Genomic DNA, 17,627 nt, shown 5'->3' on the forward strand with positions numbered 1-17,627 from the left:
CCCAGCAGCCAGGCACAAGCCGCTTCGCCAACTTCACCGCCCGCAACCACGCCCAAGTCCAGAACGCAACCGAGGCATGCGTCGAAGCGGCCCTCCAACTTCCCCTCGCATCCCCGACAACGCCCGTCCCCACCCGAGACAGCAGCACCGTGTATGCCGAGCCCTCCCCGTACACAGTGCCGCACTATGCCCTGCCCGGCCTGACTACGAACGCGGGCGTCACCGTCCTTGGCCCGACCCGCTTCGCGGCCGCCGAACCCATCGCGGCCGCATGCCACGACTGGGCCGCCGCACTCAGCTCGGCGCGCATCGTCGTCGACGGCTCCGGCCCCGAGACCCCGCCCGGCGCCGCCCTCCTGATCGGGGCGGCCTGCGCCACGGGCCGCCCGGTAGCCGCGTATCTGCCGCGCAGCACCTACACCCACGCCGCCGGCCGTGAGCCCAACCACCGCAATCTGATGGTCCAGTACGGCGTCGAGGCCACGCTCCGCAGCGCAGACGAGGTGACCACGTGGATCAGCGGGTGACCATTGACGAGATCGCCCGATACCGCACCGTCGTACTCGAAGGCGCCGACGGCGTCGGCAAAAGCACCCTCGCCGGCCTCCTCGTCACCCAGCATGGCTTCACCGCAGTGCACTCACCGCGTACGCCCGACCATCAGGACCTGACCCACCGATACCGCGACCTTCTGGCCCAGCCGGGCCAGCTTGTTCTGGACCGCAGCTTCGTCAGCGAACTCGTCTACGGCCCGCTCTACCGAGACCGATCCCGCCTCACCTGGGACCAGGCCCTCGCCCTGGCCGACCTCGTCACCGCCCGCGACGGCGTCTTCCTCCACCTCACCGCGCCCGCCGCTGTCGTACACAGTCGCCTCATGGCCCGCGACGGCCAGGCTCCCGACCTGGAGGAGATCGCCGCACTTGGCGACGCCTACGAGCGCGTCTTCCGCGTCCTGACCGGCCATGTGTCCGCTTTCACGTACGCCGCCGAGCCGGAATCCCACCGCCCCACCGGCTGACTCCTGTCCCGTTCCCGCCTCCCCGGCACCTGAGCCTCGTTAGTGTTCCCCGAGAAGGCCGCACCGCACCGTCAAGGGGAACCGCCGTGAACATCACCGACGCCCAGAGGCTTGCCTGGAAGAACAAGCTCGACAAAGGGTTCAACACCTCCGACATTCCACTGGAGTTCGGACTTCTCACGGCCGAGATTGGCGAGGCATTCACGGCATGGCGCAAAGGGCTGCCCGACCGCGGAGAGGAACTCGCCGACGTATTCCTGTACCTGGTCGCGATCGCCGAGATGCAGGGCGTTGACCTCGGCGAAGAGGTCACGCGGAAGATCGAAAAGAACGCGCGACGCGAATACACCGCCGGCACCAACGGCACACTCCTGCGCACCAGCCGAGAGTAGAAGGCGGACGCAGGCGCTGGTCAGAAGGCCGTACACCTCACGCTCCGGGGGTCTGCCGGCGCGGTTCGTCCGCCGTAGAGTCCTGCCCGTGCCGAGCGCCGCCACGGCCGGGCCAGACGCGCCATACATGCTGGGCCTGCTGAACATCGACGACGTACGCAAGGCGCTCCGCGCCGGTGACCTTGAAGCGCTGATGAGGCACGCGCCGAGCTCAAAGAGCACGACCGGCTCGTCCGGGGCACGGCGGTCCGCCGTTGCTCCTGCGTCGGTGCGCTGGAGTAGGGCCGCGACCACGTCGACGAGGAGTCGGTGACGGTCCCGCTCCGGCAGTTCGGTGCCGTGGCACTGACCGTACTCGGCCGGCAGCTGCGGTACGTACTCCATCGACCCGCTCGCGCATCGCACTTCCGGGCGCCAGCTTGCGACGCCACCCCCGACTATGGCCGTGTCGTCACCCGCACAAAGGCGGGACCGTCGCAACGTCGCGAAGCACCAGGCGGTTGCCGATCTGTTCGCGCAAGCGGTCCAAGACATCCGGTCGGATGAGTAGGGCGCAGCCTCGCAGCCGTGGCCAGGGTAGGCGGTAGCCGCCGCTTTCATACTCGGTGCGCCAGGTGACGAGGGTAAGCGCGGGTCCGTCAGGGTCGTGGAGGGTGAAGGGTGCCTCGGGTTGTAGGTCAAGTGTGTATAGGAGGGTAGATGTTGGTGTGAGTAGGGGGGCGGGAACGCCGAGGCCGGTTGGGGCGTCTGCGAGGGCGGCAAGGTCCTGGTCCAGTCCGACGAGGGGTTGCGTGTGATGGAGGTCGGGGGGCCAGGGTGCGGTGTGTATGGGTTCCCACCAGGTACGGATGTTCCCGGGGGCAAGGGGTGGTGCGGTGAGAGCGGTGCTGTCGTCGGTCTGACGGATCTCAACGGCGCGGTAGCGCCTGAGATGGCGCCCAGGACCGTAGCGTTGTGCATTGGGAATGGTGCGATTTTCTGCCGTAGCCAGGATGCGCCAGCCTCTGTGGGGGCCCGTGCGGATGGTGGCGACTGCCGTGGCGGGTGTGATGGCCACGGTTCCGGTGATGGGTGTAGTGCCCTCGGTGGAGGTATTGGGGGGCAGGGGTTGCCCCTGTAGGTCTTGGGGACTTGGTGGTGGGAGGTCGGGACGGGGCCGGCGGAGGCTTTCCAGGGCCAGCGGCGGCGTGGGATCGTCGAGCAGCGCCGAAGCGAGCGTGTCTTCCCAGCTGAGTGGGTCAGGGACGGGGTTGCCAGTGGCGAGGCGTACGGCTCGCCCGCCTGCGGCCGCTCGCTGGAGCGCGTCCTCGACGGCTGCCTGCATGGCGAGGTAGGCGTCCGCAATGTGGTGGTAAGTCTGGTCGTTGAGGTTTCGGGAGCGCTCGCGCCATCGGCTGCGTCGTTGGTCGTCGGCCAGCACGGGGGTGACGCGGGCTCGGACTGCGGCACCCAGCTGTGGGAGGAGTCTTTCGGAGCGGGTGAGTCTGGCGCCCACTACATCGTCGATGAGCTGCTGTGTTGCTTCAGCCACTTCATCTCTGTCCCCGACTCGGATGCCGTCGTGATCAGGAGTCCACAACCCTGCGGCAAGCGGATTGATCAGCGCTGTGTCGGGTGAGGGCGACGAAGCTGGCGGCGGTTCGGCTCCGGGGAGGTGCTGGCGCAGGAGCCGACGGGCGAGGGCGCGGACGGTGAGGTGTGGGCCTACCGCGTGTCGTACGAGGGCTTCACGGGATCGGGTTACTGCGGGAGCAGCATCGCCGTCTGCTTGTTCGAGCAGGCTAAGCAGCCACGTCAGCGTGCTTGGGTCGGTGAGTGCGGTGAGTGCGGTGGCAATCGCGGGGATGGCGTCCCGCTGTGTGGTGTAGCCGATCAAGGCTGAGGTGTGCGCGGGCTTGCTCCCGGGGCGCACACCCGCGGGGTGCTTCTGCTCCCTGCGCATGAGGCGGCCACCGTGCAACTCTCCGTGGTGAACGGACAGTTCAACGCAGGAGGTGCGCGGTGGCCTTGTCCCAGTCTGACTTACTCCGCCTGCTGGAGTCACTACGTTCGGCGGACGGACTCGAACTCGTGCGGAGCGTGGCCGAGCGGATGCTGCAGGAGCTGATCGAGTCCGAGGCCGCGGCCCGGATCGGCGCCGAGTGGAACGAGCACACCGAGGCCCGCACCGCCTACCGCAACGGGCACCGCGGCAAGAGGCTGACCACCCAGGCCGACGACCTCGACCTGGCCGTCCCCAAACTGCGTACCGGCAGCTTCTTCCCCAGCCTGCTGGAGCGGCGGCGCCGCATCGACCAGGCCCTGTACGCCGTCATCATGGACGCCTACGTGCACGGCGTATCCACCCGCGCGGTCGATGACCTGGTCAAGGCCCTCGGCGCGGACACCGGGATCTCCAAGAGCGATGTCTCCCGGATCTGCGGGGAACTCGACGAGCCCCTGTGCGCCTTCCGGACCCGGCCACTGGACCATGTCCGCTTCCCCTACGTCTATCTGGACGCGACCTACTGCAAGGCGCGAGTGAACCACCAGATCGTCTCCCAGGCCGTGGTCATCGCCACCGGCATCACCGAGGACGGCGGCCGCGAGGTCCTGGGACTCATGGTGGGCGACAGCGAGACCGAGGTGTTCTGGTCCGAGTTCCTGCGCTCGCTTCGTGAGCGTGGCCTGTCCGGGGTCCGCCTGGTCATCGCCGACCACCACAGCGGCCTGGTTAAAGCGATCCGCAAGGTCATGCTCGGCGCCGCCTACCAGCGCTGTCGTGTCCATTTCCTGCGGAACGTCTTCGCGGTGATCCCCAAAGACGCGGCCGAAATGGTCGCGGCGACTATCCGCACGATCTTCGCCCAGCCCGCCCAGGCGGCGGTCCGCGCCCAGCTCGACACCGTCGCCGACATGCTCGGCAAGCAGTTCCCCAAGGTGAAGCAGATGCTCCTGGAAGCGAAGGACGACTGACCTCCTTCGCGGCCTTCCCGGACCGACATTGGAAGAAGATCCAGTCCACCAACCCCCTGGAACGGATCAACCGCGAGGTCAAGCGCCGGACCGACGTCGTCCAGGTCTTCCCCAACGACGATGCGCTCCTGCGGCTGGTCACCGCCGTGCTCTTCGAGATGCACGACGAATGGATCGCCTTCCCCCGCCGCTACCTGCCCGAAGGCAGCATGGACGAAATCTACGCCGACGAGCGCCCCGACAGCGCTCCCGCACTCCCCAACACCACCAACGCGACGGACGACTGATCGGCTACACCACTACACGGGACATGACCATCGCGGGTGCTGTGGCACTGGGGCTTGTGGCCAGCAGCCAGCGGATGGCGAGAAGTGCGCGTCGTTTGTGTTCGCGTCCGGGGTGCGCCAGGGAGGCCAGTACCGCGGTGGCGAATGCGGTATCGAGGTTGCCGGGGATAGTGCTGCCGTCGTCCGGGACTGGGCTTGTGTACCGGGGTTGAGGGTCGTCGAAGGGGTGGACGCGTGGAGCCCGGTCTTCGATGATCTGAGCGGCTTGGTCCCAGGCTGCGTAGGCGGTGTCACGCACGGTAGCGTTCACCGTGGGGAAGCCGACGGCCAGGAAGGCATGGATCAGATGAACCGTTCCGGGTTTGATCGAGACTCTAGGGCGTGGCTGCGACCTGGGGTTTCGTGGTTTCGCGGTAGTACTTGGTCTCGTATTCGGCGGGTGGGATGTGCCCTATTTCACCGTGGAGCCGACGGTGGCAGTACCAGTCGACCCATTCGGCGGTGGCGAGTTCGACCTGGGAGAGCGACTTCCAGGGCCGATGGGGCTTGATCAACTCGGTCTTGAACAGGCCGATCGTGGACTCCATGAGGGCATTGTCGTAGGCGTCGCCGACCGATCCGATCGACGCGGCGATGCCTGCCCGGTCGAGGTGCTCGGCGAGCGCGAACGATGTGTACTGGGCGGCATCGGAGTGATGTATCAACTCGCCTTGCTGGTAGGGGCGTTGGTCCCGGTCGCGCTGCCACAGGGCCATCTCGAGGGCATCCAGGACGAGCCGTGTCTCCTTCGATGTGGCTGCTGACCAGCCGACGATGCGGCGGGAGAAGGTGTCCACGACGAAGGCGACGTAGACGACGCCGCCGAACGTGGTGACGTGGGTGAAGTCGGCGACCCAACATCGGTTCGGGGCGGGGGCGACGAAGTCGCGGTCCACGAGATCCGGGGCCCGCTCCGCGCTCGCGTCGGGGATGGTGGTGATCACCTTTTTGCCGCGGACCGCGCCGGTGATGCCCAGTTCACGCATGAGGCGTTCGACGGTGCAGCGGGCCACCGCGACATCCTGGCGGTTCAGGTGCCGCCAGATCTTCCGGGCGCCGTAGACACGGTAGTTGGCCTCGTACGCCCGCGTGATCAGGGTCTTCAGTTCGGCGTCGCGGACGGTGCGGGCAGCGGGTGCGGCCTGGCGTTTGTGGTGGGCATAGTAGGTGGACGGGGCGATCTTGCAGTCGTGGTCGGTGAGGACCCGGCAGATCGGCTCGACGCCGCCGAAGCGGTCCCTGTGCTCGTCGATGAACGTTACGAGCGTGTGTGTGGCCGGTCGAGCTCGGCCGCGAAGAAAGACGCTGCGGCCTTGAGGATGTCGTCGGCCCGTTTGAGCTCGGCGTTCTCCTTCTTCAGTCGCTTCAGCTCGGCCGACTCCTCGCTCGTTGTGCCCGGACGGGCCCCGGCGTCGATCTGGTCCTGCCGCACCCACTTGCGCAGCGTCTCGGTCGTGCCGATGCCCAGCTTCTGGGCGACCGCTTTCATCGCGGCCCACTCGGTGTCGTACTCCGGCCGCACCTCGGCGACCATCCGCACCGCACGACGGCGCAGCTCAAGCGGGTACTGGGAAGGACGTGCCATAACTCGATCCTCTCAAACGATCGAGTCCCTACCGAACCCGGAACGGGGTTCAGTCCAAGGCTCCGACCAGGACGTTGAGTGCCTCGTTCGAGGCGCGTAGGTACAGCTTGCCCTCGTCGCCTCTGCGTTCCTCGATGAGTTTGAAGTCAAAGGTGCGCACACGGTAGACGCCGTCAGCGTCCACCGACCCGTAGAGCTCGTAACACGATCATGTTCGTGCCTTCCTGAGGCGTCTCCAGCAGATGAGGCTGCAGGCCAATGAGACGAAGGCGTCGTGGAGTTCGGTTCGGCGTTCCCAGCGGACGGCGAGGCGTTTGAACTGGTGGAGCAGGGCGAAGGTCTGCTCGACGACGTAGCGGAGTTTGCCCAGGCCCTTGATGTCCGGGGCGCCTTTGCGGGAGATCACCGGCAGGATCCGGCGGTGTCGCAGCTCATGGCGCACGGCCTTCGAGTCGTAGGCCTTGTCGCCGAGGAGTGAGTCGGGGCGTCTGCGCGGGCGGCCGGGCCGCCCGGCGACGGGCGGGATGCCGTCGACGAGGGCGAGGGTCCGGGTGACGTCGTTGACGTTGGCCGCGGTGGTGATGACCTTGAGTGGAGTGCCGCGTCCGTCGCAGATCAGGTGGTGCTTGCTGCCCGTCTTCCGCCGGTCGACCGGCGACGGACCGGTGTCGGCTCCCCTTTTTTCGCGCGGATGTGGGAGCCATCCACACACGCTCTGGACCAGTCGAGTTCGCCGGCCGCGTTGAGTTCGGCAAGCAGGATGCGGTGCAGTTGCTCGAAGACTCCGGCCTGCTGCCATCGCTCCAGGCGCCGCCAGCAGGTCTGGCCCGAGCCGAACTCCAGCTCCAGCGGCAGGAGTTGCCAGGCTATGTCGTTGTGGAGGACGTACAGGATGCCCTGCAGACACAGCCGGTCCGCCACCGGCCGCGGCCCCGGCGACTTCTCCGGCCAGGGCGGCAGTAACGGCTCGATCAGCGCCCACAAGTCGTCGTCCACGATCCACGGCCGAGTGCTCACAGCATCTCGAACGGCGGAATCGTCACATCGGTCACGCCCGACCAGGGCACTCAAACAAGATCGTGTTACGAGCTCGTAGGGGCGGTGGAACGAGCGCTCGACGTCTCCGAGGTTGATCAGACTCTCCAGAACCCACGTGGCCACACGTGCGTGTTCCTGGACGGGCTGCCGCGGTGCCTGCCGGGCGACGAACCGTTGGACCCGCTCCAGCACGTGGCCATGGTCGGCTCCGGTGTCGAAATCCATGGCGATTGCGACCTGGTCGATGGTGTGCAGAGCGATCTCCGCCATGAGATAGACCTTCGCGTCCGCCCACTCCAGCTTCCCCTTGTGGGCGTCGAGCTCGTGCAAGGGGACAGTGCAGGCCAGCGCCTTCGCTCTCCGGCTGAGTCCCTCGTCGGTCTCCCGCGTCTCATCTCGCACGATTGACACACTAACCTCTCGCGATTCCTCCATTCCCGGCCTTTCCTGGCCATTGCGTGGACACACAGTGGAACTGCTGTTGTTCTCTGCGTCACGGCTCCGGTGCGACGAATCTGCTCTCCGATCACAGCCGTTTCAGCTGCTCGGCTCGGATGGGCTTTCTATGCTCTCGGCATGGACCAGCAATCTGGAGCGGGCCGCCTTGTCGCGTTGCTGAGGCGCGGGGATCGTTCCTGGCCCGATCTGACTGATCAGATCGAGACCGTGGGCAGTGCCCGCGAAGTCCTGGAAAACGCGCTCGGCCGTCAGCAAGGACGAGGTAGGGCACGACGTCGACATGGCAGTCACCGGCGTAGACGATGCGGCAGCACCGGTTCTTCTTCGTCACCATCGTCTTGTAGGTGCTGGACCGTTTGAACGCTGCGCGGACCTCGCGCAGGTATTCCTGAGGGCTCCAGCCGTCGACTTCCTGGAGGTGGAGCAGGAAATCAGCGTCGAACTCGTGCCCGTTGAAGGGCTTGATGATCGTGCGATGGGCCCAGGATCCCTGGGGCACGTGATCCTGGTAGAGTTCGCCGATCTGCTGATCGGCGCGCAGCGCCGAGACGATGGCTGCGACCCGGTCGTCGAGTTGGTTCAGGCGAGTCTGGTTAAGGTTGACGGCGTCCTTGAGGAAGGCGCTGAAGTACGCAAGCAGTTTCATTGGATCTCCAGCGCAGCGGTGTAATTGCTGTCGGCCTCGATTCGTCTGTGGGTTGATCGGTTCCGTTAGTCCGGCACCTTGCCCCAGTTTGTCCTGCCGGTCGGCTCGGGGACCTTCGCATGCGCTGCGGGGGCGTCGGGTTCCACGGGCCCGAGGATGGTGCGGTCCTCTCCTTCTGGTGTCGTCGGGGTGGTGAGCGGCTTTCAGGTGGGGGCCGGGAGTTGGTGGGTGTGCTGCCAGGCGGTGGTGAACGCGGTGGCCCATGGCCAAGATCGGTCGAGGTGGAGGACGCGTCGGCGGTGAGCCGGGCGGGTAGGTGGTACAGCTTCCTGCGGATCGTTTCCGGTCGTGCGGCGGCGAGTTCGGGCTCGTCGTGCAGGAGGGGGAGCCGGGTCCAGGCGTCGAGATCGGCGGCGAGCGCGGCGGCCAGTACCCAGGCGACGTTCAGCTGCCAGGATGTGGACGGCAGGAGTCCGAGTCCGACTCGCTTGATCGCCTTCACGCGGTCCTCGACCTCGGCATGGTCGCGGTACAAAGCGTCGACGAACCATGCCTGCCCCGAGCCCGGCACACCCGACATCCCGTGGTGGGCGGGGATGTTGGTGGCGACGATCTGGTAGCGCCAGCCGGCGCGCTGCTCGAAGACGGTCAGCTTCTTCAGATCCCGGCGGGAGGGTTTGACCCGCCGTACGATCAGGCGCATCCCCGCGGGCCAGCCGGTCAGGTCGCGGACCCCGGTCAGCTCGGCGGCCTGGTAGGAGATCTTGTCGCCGTCGGGGCCGGTGATTTCGTGGACTGTGCCGTCCTGCCGCAGCGCGGTGGCCCACACCTTTTCGGGCAGCAGTGCGATGGCGGCCTCGTCGGTGGTGTTGATGGCCCAGCCGGTCACCCAGCGCACCCGGCGCCGGCTGGTGGTCAGGCTCTGCAGGTGCTCCAGCAGGGCGTGGCTGAAGGCAGCCCCGTCGATGCGGACCAGCAGTTTCGACCACAGGGGCAGCGGGAGTTGGCGCAGGGCGGCGGCCAGTACCGTCTTGTGGTCGGCGACGTCGTTGGAGGTGGCGTTGCCGGGCCGTAGCAGCATCGCGACGCACTCGCGGGTGTTGGCCACCCACGCGCCCAGCGGATGATGCCCGAAGCCGCCCTTGAACGTGCCCGCCGCTCCCTCCTTCTTGCTGGTGCAGGAAACGAGAGTGGCGTCCACGTCCAGGACGTACCAGCCGGTCAGCTCCCGCCCGCCCACCGCGATCCAGGGAAACCCGCCGGGCCGCAGGGCCAGCAGGGTCCACGCCACCCGGCGTATCGCGGCCCGCACGCGCTCGACGCGCGCGAGAACCGGCCCGTCGATCGCCTCCAGCGTGCTGTCGGAGACCGGCCGGGGGAACAACGCCCGCCAGTGATACTGGAGTTGCTCCGCTTCCAGGACGCTGGTAGCCCCCAGTGCGATCGCGCACACCAGCTGGACCAGTGCCATGCCCCGGTCCCGCCGCCCCGGCCCGACCCCGCGCGGAAGGGCCGCGCCCAGGGCGGCGGTCAGCCCGACCCGGTCGGCGACCTTGCGCAGCAGCACCACCCCGGTGTGGCCGATCAGCTTCTTGCCGTCAGCCCGCACAGCGAGCCGGTGGTCCCAGCCGGTACTCTTCACCCGTTGGGTGCCTCTTCTCTGCGACGGTTTTGATCTAGACAATCCAGATCATCGCCGGTGGGAGGCACCCTTCTTCTGTCGGGGCGTCAGCTCAAGGGTTCAGCTGAATACATGAGGTCAACTGGCCGGCCGTGGGGACTCTTGCTGGCCACTGACAACCACCTACCAGCTCGCCGGTCACTGTAGGCTCATGCGGTGGCCGGTAGTGAGGCGATGCGGTGAAATCCGCCGCGGTAGAAGAGCAGCGGCTCGCCACGGTGCGCCTCCGACTGGCTCATCTCCAATACCCGGCCGACGACGATGTGGTGGTCGCCCGCCTCGTGCTCGGCATCGATCTCACAGTCGAGCCACATCAGGCTCTCGGTGAGGACGGGGTTACCCGTCCCGGTGCCGGTGTGCGCCACTCCGCCCCAGCGATCGATGCCCTTCCGGGCGAAAGCGGAGGCGACCTCGTGGTGGTTGTCGCCCAGCACGGATACGGCGAACCGCCCGGTTTCCCGGATCATCGGATAGGTGGTCGAGGTCTGGGCGACGCTGATCGAAATGAGCGGCGGGTCCAGGGATACGCTGTGGAACGACTGGCAGGTGAACCCGAGGTGCTGTCCGTCAGCCGCGGTCGCGCCGATCACCACGACACCGGAGGCGTAGCGTCCCAGTGCGTCGCGGTACGCGCGAGAGTCGATGGCGCCGGTCACGGGATTATCGCCCCCTCGGTCAGGCGGGCGATCTGCCCGATCGTCTGGGCGTAGCGTGCGGCGGCTTCGTCAGCAAGCGTGTCCAGGCGGTCCATTGACGAGGTCACGAAGTACCATCCGCGTCCCGGCACCACGGCGCCGAGCTCGGTGAGCAGTGGGGCGAGGTGGGTGTCGACGCCCATCGAGTGGCCGAGGTCGGCACCGGTCATCACCGGGATCGCCGTCACCCCGGTCAGCGCTCCTGCGGCATGACGGTCCAGGAATGCCTTCAGCAACCCGGTGTAGGTGGCCTTGTAAGTCGGGCTCGCGATCACCACGAGATCGCTGCCGGCGACGCGCTCGTTCAGCGCCGACATCACCTCGGACGGCCACTCGAAGATCTGCGCGGAGTACTCGGCCAGGTCGATGACCTGCCGGTCCGCGTCGTCCTTCACCAGACGATCGAGCAATGCTTCGGCGACCTGCCGGGTACGCGAAGCGGGTTTCGGATTTCCGACGACGATGGTGGTTCTCATAGCTGCTCCGTTCGGCCCCGGAGGACCTCGGCTTCGACGGTCGTCACGGCAGCGGCCCAGGGGATGAGTTGCGGTGACGATCTGCCTGCAGCTGGTACGAGGTTTTCTGGCTCGTACAGCCCCGCACCAGCTCATGGTGCGGGCCACGTCTTGGCGTGGATTCGCCGTCACGTTAGCGCGCTTTTCGCAGTTCCGTCAACAAAGCGGTGGGCGCCGATTAACACCTGAGTGTTATGGCCTGACCGGTGTTCATGCGCCGATACTGTTAATCAGCTGCGATCGGGAAATGGTAGAGCTGGATATCTCCGACATGAGAAATGTGGTCACCGTGAACGACAACACCGTAAAGTCGAACCCCATTCGGGACTCGGCCAACAAGCTCAAGCTGAGCATCTTCGGCGTGAACGGCACAGGTGCTTCTTTCACGCATCATCCTGACCGGTTCTCCGGTGACTGGGACGCTATCGCCCGATTGGCCAAGAGGGCGGACCAGTTGGGCATCGAAGGATTCGTGTCGGCGTCGCGCTGGCGCGCCTTCGGTGGTGACGGGCACTACTCGGGTGATTTCATGGAGACTTTCACCTGGGCGGGTGCGATCGCCGCGATCACCGAGCGGATCAGCATCATCAGCACGCTCCCGATTTCTCTGCTCAATCCGGCCTTCGTCGCCAAGGCCGAAGCGACGGTCGACATCATCTCCAACGGTCGCGCCGGGATGAACCTGGTCTGCGGCTGGTTTCCGCCCGAGTTCGACCTGTTTGGCGTCGAGATGCAGGAGCACAACGACCGCTACGGTTACGCCGACGAGTGGATGGAAGTGTTCGACCGGCTCTGGTCGGCGGATTCGAGTTTCGACCTGAAGAACGCGCACTTCGACGTCAAGAACGCCCTCTCGCAGCCTCGCCCCTTGCAGTCGCGTCCGGTTCTGTTGAACGCCGGTGGTTCGCCGCGTGGCCGCCAGTTCGCCGCCCAGCACGCCGAGGTGGCTTTCACCATTCCCGACGATCCGGATCCCCGGGCGGTCAAGGCCAGGGTCGCCGAATATCGCGAAGAGGCGCGGCAGAAGTTCGGCAAGGAGATCCAGATATGGCTTTCCGCTTACGTCGTCCAGAAGGACACCACCGCCGAAGCTGAGGCGTACGCACAGGACTACATCGTGACACAGGGCGACGATATCGCCGTCGCGGACCTGATCGAGGCCAACATTCCGAACGCCAAGACGATGCCTCCGGAGAAGATGGCGGAAATGTCGTACGAGTTCAAGGCCGGATACGGCGGCTACCCGCTGGTGGGATCGGCCAGCGACATCGCGCACCGTATGTCGGAGCTGTCCGAAGCCGGCGTCGACGGTCTGATGCTGGTTTGGCTGGACTACGAGAACGGGCTGGAGAAGTTCGCCAGCGAAGTGCTGCCCCGGCTCGAGGAGGCCGGCCTGCGAGCGCCGGCCACCCCGGTGTGACGGGGCGGCCGAGGATCCCTGTTGAAAGTAACGGGACGTTACTTTCAACAGCGGCGTTCGTTCCGGAGCTTGTCAGGTGTGCTGCTGTAGGTAGCGCAGGGCTTCGAGCCGCGAGCGCACGCCGAGCTTGTGGAAGGCGTGCCGCAGGTGCTGCTTGACCGTGTTCACCGCGATGCCGAGTTCGGCGGCGATCTCCGCGTTGATCAAGCCGTCCGTGGCGAGCGCGAGAACCTCGCGCTCCCGCTCGGTTAGCGTCCCGTGGGCACCGGGGGACGGCGCGGTGCCGGCCCGCGCCGTCCCCGACAGATCGACGGTGTCGACGTCGTGGTCCGACCCGAAGCGCCCCATGATCACCGCCCCTGGTGCGCACTGGTCGTACGCAGCCGCGTTCGACAGGCCGATCGAGAGAAACCTGGACAGCCGGTGCGCCAGGTCCTGCTCCTGGGGGGTGAACCGGGGACGCCCGGCCCGCCGGGCCAGGGTCGCCGTGCCGACGGGCCGCCCCTGGGCGACGAGCAGCGCGAAAAGGCAGTGCTCGAAACCGTAGCCGGCCAGGACCCGCCCCACCGGTGAGCGCAGGTGGTCGGCGGGGCGCCCGTGCAGCAACGCGTCGTGCACTGGGAACCGCGACGTGCTCGACCGCTCGAAGTACGGGTTCGCCGGCCCTGCGATGGTCTCGAACTCGAGGAGCATCTGCACCGGCGCGCCAGTGACGGTCGCCATCCGGCCCCGGTAGCGGCGGTCGATCAGGTGGATCGCCCCCGAGTCGCAGCGCAGCAGGCGGACCAGTTCGGGGAGCGTCCGCCGCTGCACCGTGACCGGTTGCAGAGATCCGCAGGCGAGCTCACCGAACCGGGCCACTTCGCGCCAGTCGATACCCGTCATCGTCCGTGTTCCTCCCGAGGTCGGCCGGGTCACGCCCGTTCCACTCTATGGTCCAAATATGACGGACGTAGCCGAAGCGGCAGTCATTCCACTCAGTGCCCGAAAGCCTCGTGCAGCCACCAGGCCCCGCCGTCCGAGGTGATCTTGGCGTCGATCACCAGCGGTCGCCGGGGAGAAGAGGATAGCCAGGCCCTGACGGCAGCGAGATCGTCGGCCGATCGCACGGTCAGGCCCTCGCAGCCGTGTCCCCGTGCCAGCGCGGCGACGCTCGGGCCACATCCCGCAGTGCCGACCGCGGCGAACCCACCCGCAGCGGCCCGGCGCCGACCGGCGGCGAGCCCAGGCTGGTCGATGAAGAAATTGGAGGCCGGGTCGTTCGCCACGGCGGTCAGCACCAGCAGTGGGGTCCGGCTCTTGGCCGCTTCGGTGATCCCGGTGAGCGCGTTGGTGTAACCGCAGCCTTGGTGCAGCGACACCTCAGCGACCTCGCCCGACATGCGCGCGTAGGCATCGGCCATGGTCGCCGCGCCTCCTTCGTGGCGTGCGGCCACGAATCGGGCTCCACCGGCTATCAGCGCCTGCGTGAAATGGAAGTTGCCGCTGCCGACCACACCGAAAGCGGCGCGCACGCCCTGCTCGGTCAGGCAGCGACCGATGGCCTCGTGCACCAGCATGCTCACTTCGCTCCGTTCTCGACCAGTGCCAGGACGCGGGCCGGGCTGCCGGAGCCGCCGACGATCCGCAGCGGCGCCACGATCAGCAACGCGCCCGTCGGAGGCAGCAGGTGCAGGTTCCGCAGCTGGGTGATGCCGTACTTGCCGGCGCCGAGGAGGTGCGAATGGACGGGGAACTCGGGATCGAAGCGAAACGCCTGCCCGGCGTCGGTTCCGACCGTTTCGACCCCGAACCCGAGGATCGGGGTCTCCTCGGCCGGCCAGCGCGCACATTCGGGATCGACCCCGGGCGTGTGCTGCCCGTGTTCGTCGGCGTTGAGGAACCGCACCTGATCGTGTGATCGCGCGGCCCACCCGGTCCGGAACAGCAGCCAGCCCTCCGGCAGGGCGCCGTGTTCGCGCTGCCATTCCTCGATGTCCTCGCGGCGCAGCAGGTAGTCCGGGTCTTCATCGGCTTCGTGAGTCCTGTCGATCACGACGGCCGGCGCGACCAGGCGGGTCGCCGGTACGGACGCGACATCCTCCAGGTCGGCGCCGGTGACCCAGTGGCGCGGCGCGTCGAAGTGGGTGCCGACGTGCTCGCCGGTGTGAATGCCGTTCTGGTATGACGTCCGGCCCCGCTCGTCGTACTTCGCCAGCTCCTCCAGGCGGAACCGGGGAATCGGCGCCATGTCCGGCGGGAGGTCGAGCACCGGGGTGTCCGCCGACAGCGGCGCCGTGAGTTCGACGCGCACCAATGCCTGTCCAGGCATAGCTGTGCCTTTCCGGTCATAGCGGCAGCGCCCGATAACACCCAGGGGTTATGGCTGCGGCGCGGCGACGCGGTTAGCGTCTCCAGTGACCAGATGACACGCATTCAGGCAATGGAGGACAGCTCGGTGGAAACGAACGGGACGGGTGAGCCCGCCGACCTGGTGATCACCGCGGGCGCGATCGCCACGATGGACGCTCAGCGACAGATTCAGCTCGACGGCGCCGTCGCGGTCCGCGGCACCCGGATCGTCGCGGTCGGCCGGCGGGCGGACATCCTCGCCCGCTACCGGCCGGAGACCCTGATCGAGGAACCCGGCAGCCTGCTGACCCCGGGACTCATCGACGCCCACCAGCACCCGGCCAGCGGATACCTCGTTGGTGGCGGCTTTCTCGACGAGCTGCCTCCCGAGCGTCGGCTGGCCGGGATCATGGCTCCTCACGAGAAGATGCTGACGCCACACGAAGCCTATGTCGGTTCGCTGGCGACGTACGCCGAGATGATCCGCCACGGGACCACCACGTTCATCGACGCGGGCAGTCCCCAGTCGGCGGAAACGGTGCGGGCGGCCGAGCGGACCGGCATGCGCGGGGTCATCGTGCCTCGTACGAGCGACCTGCCCGGCATGCTCGGCCGGGAGCCCGCGACCGTCCGGGAAGTACTCGGCCACGCGGACGAGGTCTACGATCGGTTCAACGGATCGGCCGGTGGCCGCATCCAGGTGTGGTACGGGCTCGACGACCCGACGTCGGTCAGCGACGAACTGATCCAGGGCGTGGTCGCACACGCCGCCGACCGCGACACGGGAGTGGCCGGTCACTTCATCGGCAGGCGGCCGCCGTCCGATATCGCGCAGCCCGAGCGCAACGCCGACCTTGAGCGCTACGAACGTTTCGGGGTGCTGGAGCTGGCACCGGTGCTCGCGCATATCGGGTGGTTGCCGGAGGGCGACGTGAAGCGGCTCGCCGACACGCCCGCATTCGTCGCCCACTGCCCGGCGACCAGCTTGCTGGGCGGCCAGGGGTGGGTCGCCCACGGGGTGATCCCGGACCTGGCCGCGGCCGGTACCGAACTGGTACTGGGCACCGACGCCGCCGCGATCAGCCGGTTCCTCGACCTGGTGCGGGTGATGTACCTGGCGGCGGTCTGCCACAAGGACGCCCGCCGCGACTATTCGGTCATGCCGGTCACCTCGGTGTTCGAGATGGCCACGGTGAACGCCGCCAAGGCCATGCGAGCGTCGGACCGGCTGGGCTCGGTCGAGGCCGGCAAGACCGCGGACCTCGCTCTGTTCGACCTGTCCAGCCTGGCGTACCGGCCGTTCCAGTTCGGCAATCCGGTCGCTGACCTCGTCTACGCGGGCAGCGGTGCCGACGCGACGACCGTGGTGATCGACGGCCGGGTGGTCCTGCGGGACCGGGTGCTCACGACGGTCGATGTCGAGGAGGTGGCCGAGGCGGTCGACGAGGCCGCCGGACCCGCACTCGACAAGCTCGGCGGGCGCCGTCCGCCCCAGTGGCCGATCAGCCGGTGAGGCGGCTGCCGGTGGGCAGCGACAGGAACTTCGCCGCGTTGCCGCCCAGCAGCAGGGCGCGGTCTGCGTCGGTGAGGAATTGCGCCTTGCGCACGACCTGTCCCACCGGGCGCTCCCCGAGCGGGTACGGGTAGTCGCTGCCGAGCAGGACGTTTTCCCCGCCGAGCACGTCGACGAGCAGGCGCAGCGCCGACGGGTCGAACACCACCGAGTCCACGGCGAACCGGCCGACGTAGCTCGACGGCGGCTTCTCCGACATCCCAATCACGTCCGGTCGCCCGTGCCATGCGTTCTCCAGCCGGCCGAGCCAGAAGGCGAACGAGCCACCGCCGTGCGCGAAGCAGATCTTCAGCGCCTCGGGCACGCGGTCGAACACACCGCCGAGAATCATCGCGAGCACGGACAAGTGGGTTTCTGCGGGCATTCCGGTGAGCCACCGCGACATCCAGCGGTTCAAGCGCGGTGAGGCCAGCATGTCCCACGGGTGCACGAACACCGGCACGCCGCGCGAGGCGCAGTGCTGGAGAAACGTGACGATGCCGGCGTCGTCGAGGTCGCGGTCGCCGACGTGGTTGCCGATTTCGACGCCACGATGGCCCGCGGCGAGGCAGCGGTCGAGTTCCGCGCAGGCCAGATCCGGGTCCTGCAAGGGCACCTGGCAGAACGGCACCAGCTTGCCCGGCGCCGGTGCGCAGATCTCCAGCGCGAGATCGTTGAAGACCTTCGCGATCTTCACACCCTCGGTGGGTGTGCGGTCGTAGGAGAAGAACACCGGCGTTGGCGAGACGACCTGCGCGTCGACGCCGTCTTCGGCCATGTCGTGAAGCCGCAGGTCGGCGTCCCAGCAGTTGGCGAGGATGCGGCGGAACTCGTCCGAGCCGACCATGATCGTCGCTTCGCGCTCGCTGTCGACCCGTAGCCACGGGGAGGTGGCGAGGGCACCGAGCTGTGGCCAGCCGCGTGGGACGTAGTGGGTGTGGACGTCGATCACTCTGGTCACAGGGCGGACTTTCCCGGGTGGACGGTGCCGCAGTTCGCGCACTCGCGCGT

General features: G+C 67.5%; 15 protein-coding genes and 2 pseudogenes. 6 read left to right on the forward strand and 11 right to left on the reverse strand.

Translation table 11 applies throughout. The annotated features are described in order from the left end of the window. The 4 genes and pseudogenes from G6048_RS30995 to G6048_RS31010 form a co-directional block, all read left to right on the forward strand. Positions 1-527 (forward strand): annotated as a pseudogene (locus tag G6048_RS30995) (nucleoside 2-deoxyribosyltransferase); the annotation flags it as partial. After that, positions 512-1,021, forward strand: coding sequence for a nucleoside/nucleotide kinase family protein (locus G6048_RS31000; protein WP_165342921.1), 510 nt, complete (start codon positions 512-514; stop codon positions 1,019-1,021). The pseudogene G6048_RS30995 and the gene G6048_RS31000, both read left to right, overlap by 16 nt. Before the next feature lie 86 nt (positions 1,022-1,107). Beyond that, positions 1,108-1,413 (forward strand): MazG nucleotide pyrophosphohydrolase domain-containing protein, encoded by a 306-nt coding sequence (locus tag G6048_RS31005; protein WP_165342922.1) that lies wholly within the window; start codon positions 1,108-1,110, stop codon positions 1,411-1,413. Positions 1,414-3,414: 2,001 nt separating this feature from the next. Further along, positions 3,415-4,655: pseudogene (locus G6048_RS31010) on the forward strand (IS256 family transposase). Positions 4,656-4,659: 4 nt separating this feature from the next. Here G6048_RS31010 and G6048_RS31015 read toward each other — a convergent pair. The 7 genes from G6048_RS31015 to G6048_RS31050 form a co-directional block, all read right to left on the reverse strand. Then, positions 4,660-4,953: a hypothetical protein gene (locus G6048_RS31015; RefSeq protein ID WP_165342923.1), complete on the reverse strand. Its 294-nt coding sequence runs from the start codon at positions 4,951-4,953 to the stop codon at positions 4,660-4,662. A gap of 76 nt (positions 4,954-5,029) precedes the next feature. After that, a protein-coding gene (locus G6048_RS31020) for an IS3 family transposase (protein ID WP_235990543.1) occupies positions 5,030-6,279 on the reverse strand; the annotation gives its coding sequence in 2 pieces (ribosomal slippage) (positions 5,030-5,997 and positions 5,997-6,279; 1,251 coding nt in all). Positions 6,280-6,487: 208 nt separating this feature from the next. Further along, positions 6,488-7,296 (reverse strand): IS5 family transposase gene (locus G6048_RS31025; protein WP_328827474.1). Its coding sequence is split into 2 segments (ribosomal slippage): positions 6,488-6,976 and positions 6,979-7,296, totalling 807 coding nucleotides; the frame shifts between segments, so codons are not numbered across the junction. Positions 7,297-7,843: 547 nt separating this feature from the next. Then, positions 7,844-8,422, reverse strand: a complete 579-nt coding sequence (locus G6048_RS31035) for a nucleotidyltransferase (RefSeq protein ID WP_165342924.1) — start codon at positions 8,420-8,422, stop codon at positions 7,844-7,846. After that, positions 8,370-10,064, reverse strand: coding sequence for an IS1380 family transposase (locus G6048_RS31040; protein ID WP_328827460.1), 1,695 nt, complete (start codon positions 10,062-10,064; stop codon positions 8,370-8,372). Before G6048_RS31040 ends, G6048_RS31035 begins: the two co-directional genes overlap by 53 nt. Positions 10,065-10,252: 188 nt before the next feature. Then, positions 10,253-10,759: a flavin reductase family protein gene (locus G6048_RS31045; protein ID WP_206342349.1), complete on the reverse strand. Its 507-nt coding sequence runs from the start codon at positions 10,757-10,759 to the stop codon at positions 10,253-10,255. After that, positions 10,756-11,274, reverse strand: coding sequence for an NADPH-dependent FMN reductase (locus tag G6048_RS31050; RefSeq protein WP_165342925.1), 519 nt, complete (start codon positions 11,272-11,274; stop codon positions 10,756-10,758). Before G6048_RS31050 ends, G6048_RS31045 begins: the two co-directional genes overlap by 4 nt. A gap of 328 nt (positions 11,275-11,602) precedes the next feature. Here G6048_RS31050 and G6048_RS31055 point away from each other — a divergent pair, with 328 nt between their 5' ends. Further along, positions 11,603-12,733, forward strand: a complete 1,131-nt coding sequence (locus G6048_RS31055; protein WP_206342350.1) for an LLM class flavin-dependent oxidoreductase — start codon at positions 11,603-11,605, stop codon at positions 12,731-12,733. 72 nt (positions 12,734-12,805) lie between these two features. On the opposite strand, the gene G6048_RS31060 is transcribed toward G6048_RS31055, so the two are convergent. The 3 genes from G6048_RS31060 to G6048_RS31070 all read right to left on the reverse strand — a co-directional run bounded on the left by G6048_RS31060 (position 12,806) and on the right by G6048_RS31070 (position 15,044). Then, complete coding sequence (locus G6048_RS31060; protein ID WP_165342926.1) at positions 12,806-13,618, reverse strand: helix-turn-helix transcriptional regulator; 813 nt, start codon at positions 13,616-13,618, stop codon at positions 12,806-12,808. Between the two features lie 92 nt (positions 13,619-13,710). Next, the gene (locus G6048_RS31065) at positions 13,711-14,292 is read right to left on the reverse strand and encodes a thiamine pyrophosphate-binding protein (protein ID WP_165342927.1); all 582 of its coding nucleotides are present in this window, start codon (positions 14,290-14,292) and stop codon (positions 13,711-13,713) included. A gap of 2 nt (positions 14,293-14,294) precedes the next feature. Then, positions 14,295-15,044 carry a cyclase family protein gene (locus G6048_RS31070; RefSeq protein WP_165342928.1) on the reverse strand — a complete coding sequence of 250 codons (750 nt, stop codon included), beginning with the start codon at positions 15,042-15,044 and terminating at the stop codon, positions 14,295-14,297. Between the two features lie 93 nt (positions 15,045-15,137). Between G6048_RS31070 and G6048_RS31075 the strand changes: the two genes are divergently transcribed. Then, the gene (locus tag G6048_RS31075) at positions 15,138-16,577 is read left to right on the forward strand and encodes an amidohydrolase family protein (protein ID WP_165342929.1); all 1,440 of its coding nucleotides are present in this window, start codon (positions 15,138-15,140) and stop codon (positions 16,575-16,577) included. On the opposite strand, the gene G6048_RS31080 is transcribed toward G6048_RS31075, so the two are convergent. After that, on the reverse strand, positions 16,567-17,577 hold the full coding sequence (locus G6048_RS31080; RefSeq protein ID WP_165342930.1) for an amidohydrolase family protein: 1,011 nt from the start codon (positions 17,575-17,577) through the stop codon (positions 16,567-16,569). The two genes, G6048_RS31075 and G6048_RS31080, sit on opposite strands and share 11 nt — an antisense overlap. Between the last annotated feature and the right edge of the window lie 50 nt (positions 17,578-17,627).

The organism is Streptomyces ureilyticus, assembly GCF_011045025.1.
Classification (GTDB): Bacteria; Actinomycetota; Actinomycetes; order Streptomycetales; family Streptomycetaceae; genus Streptomyces; species Streptomyces ureilyticus.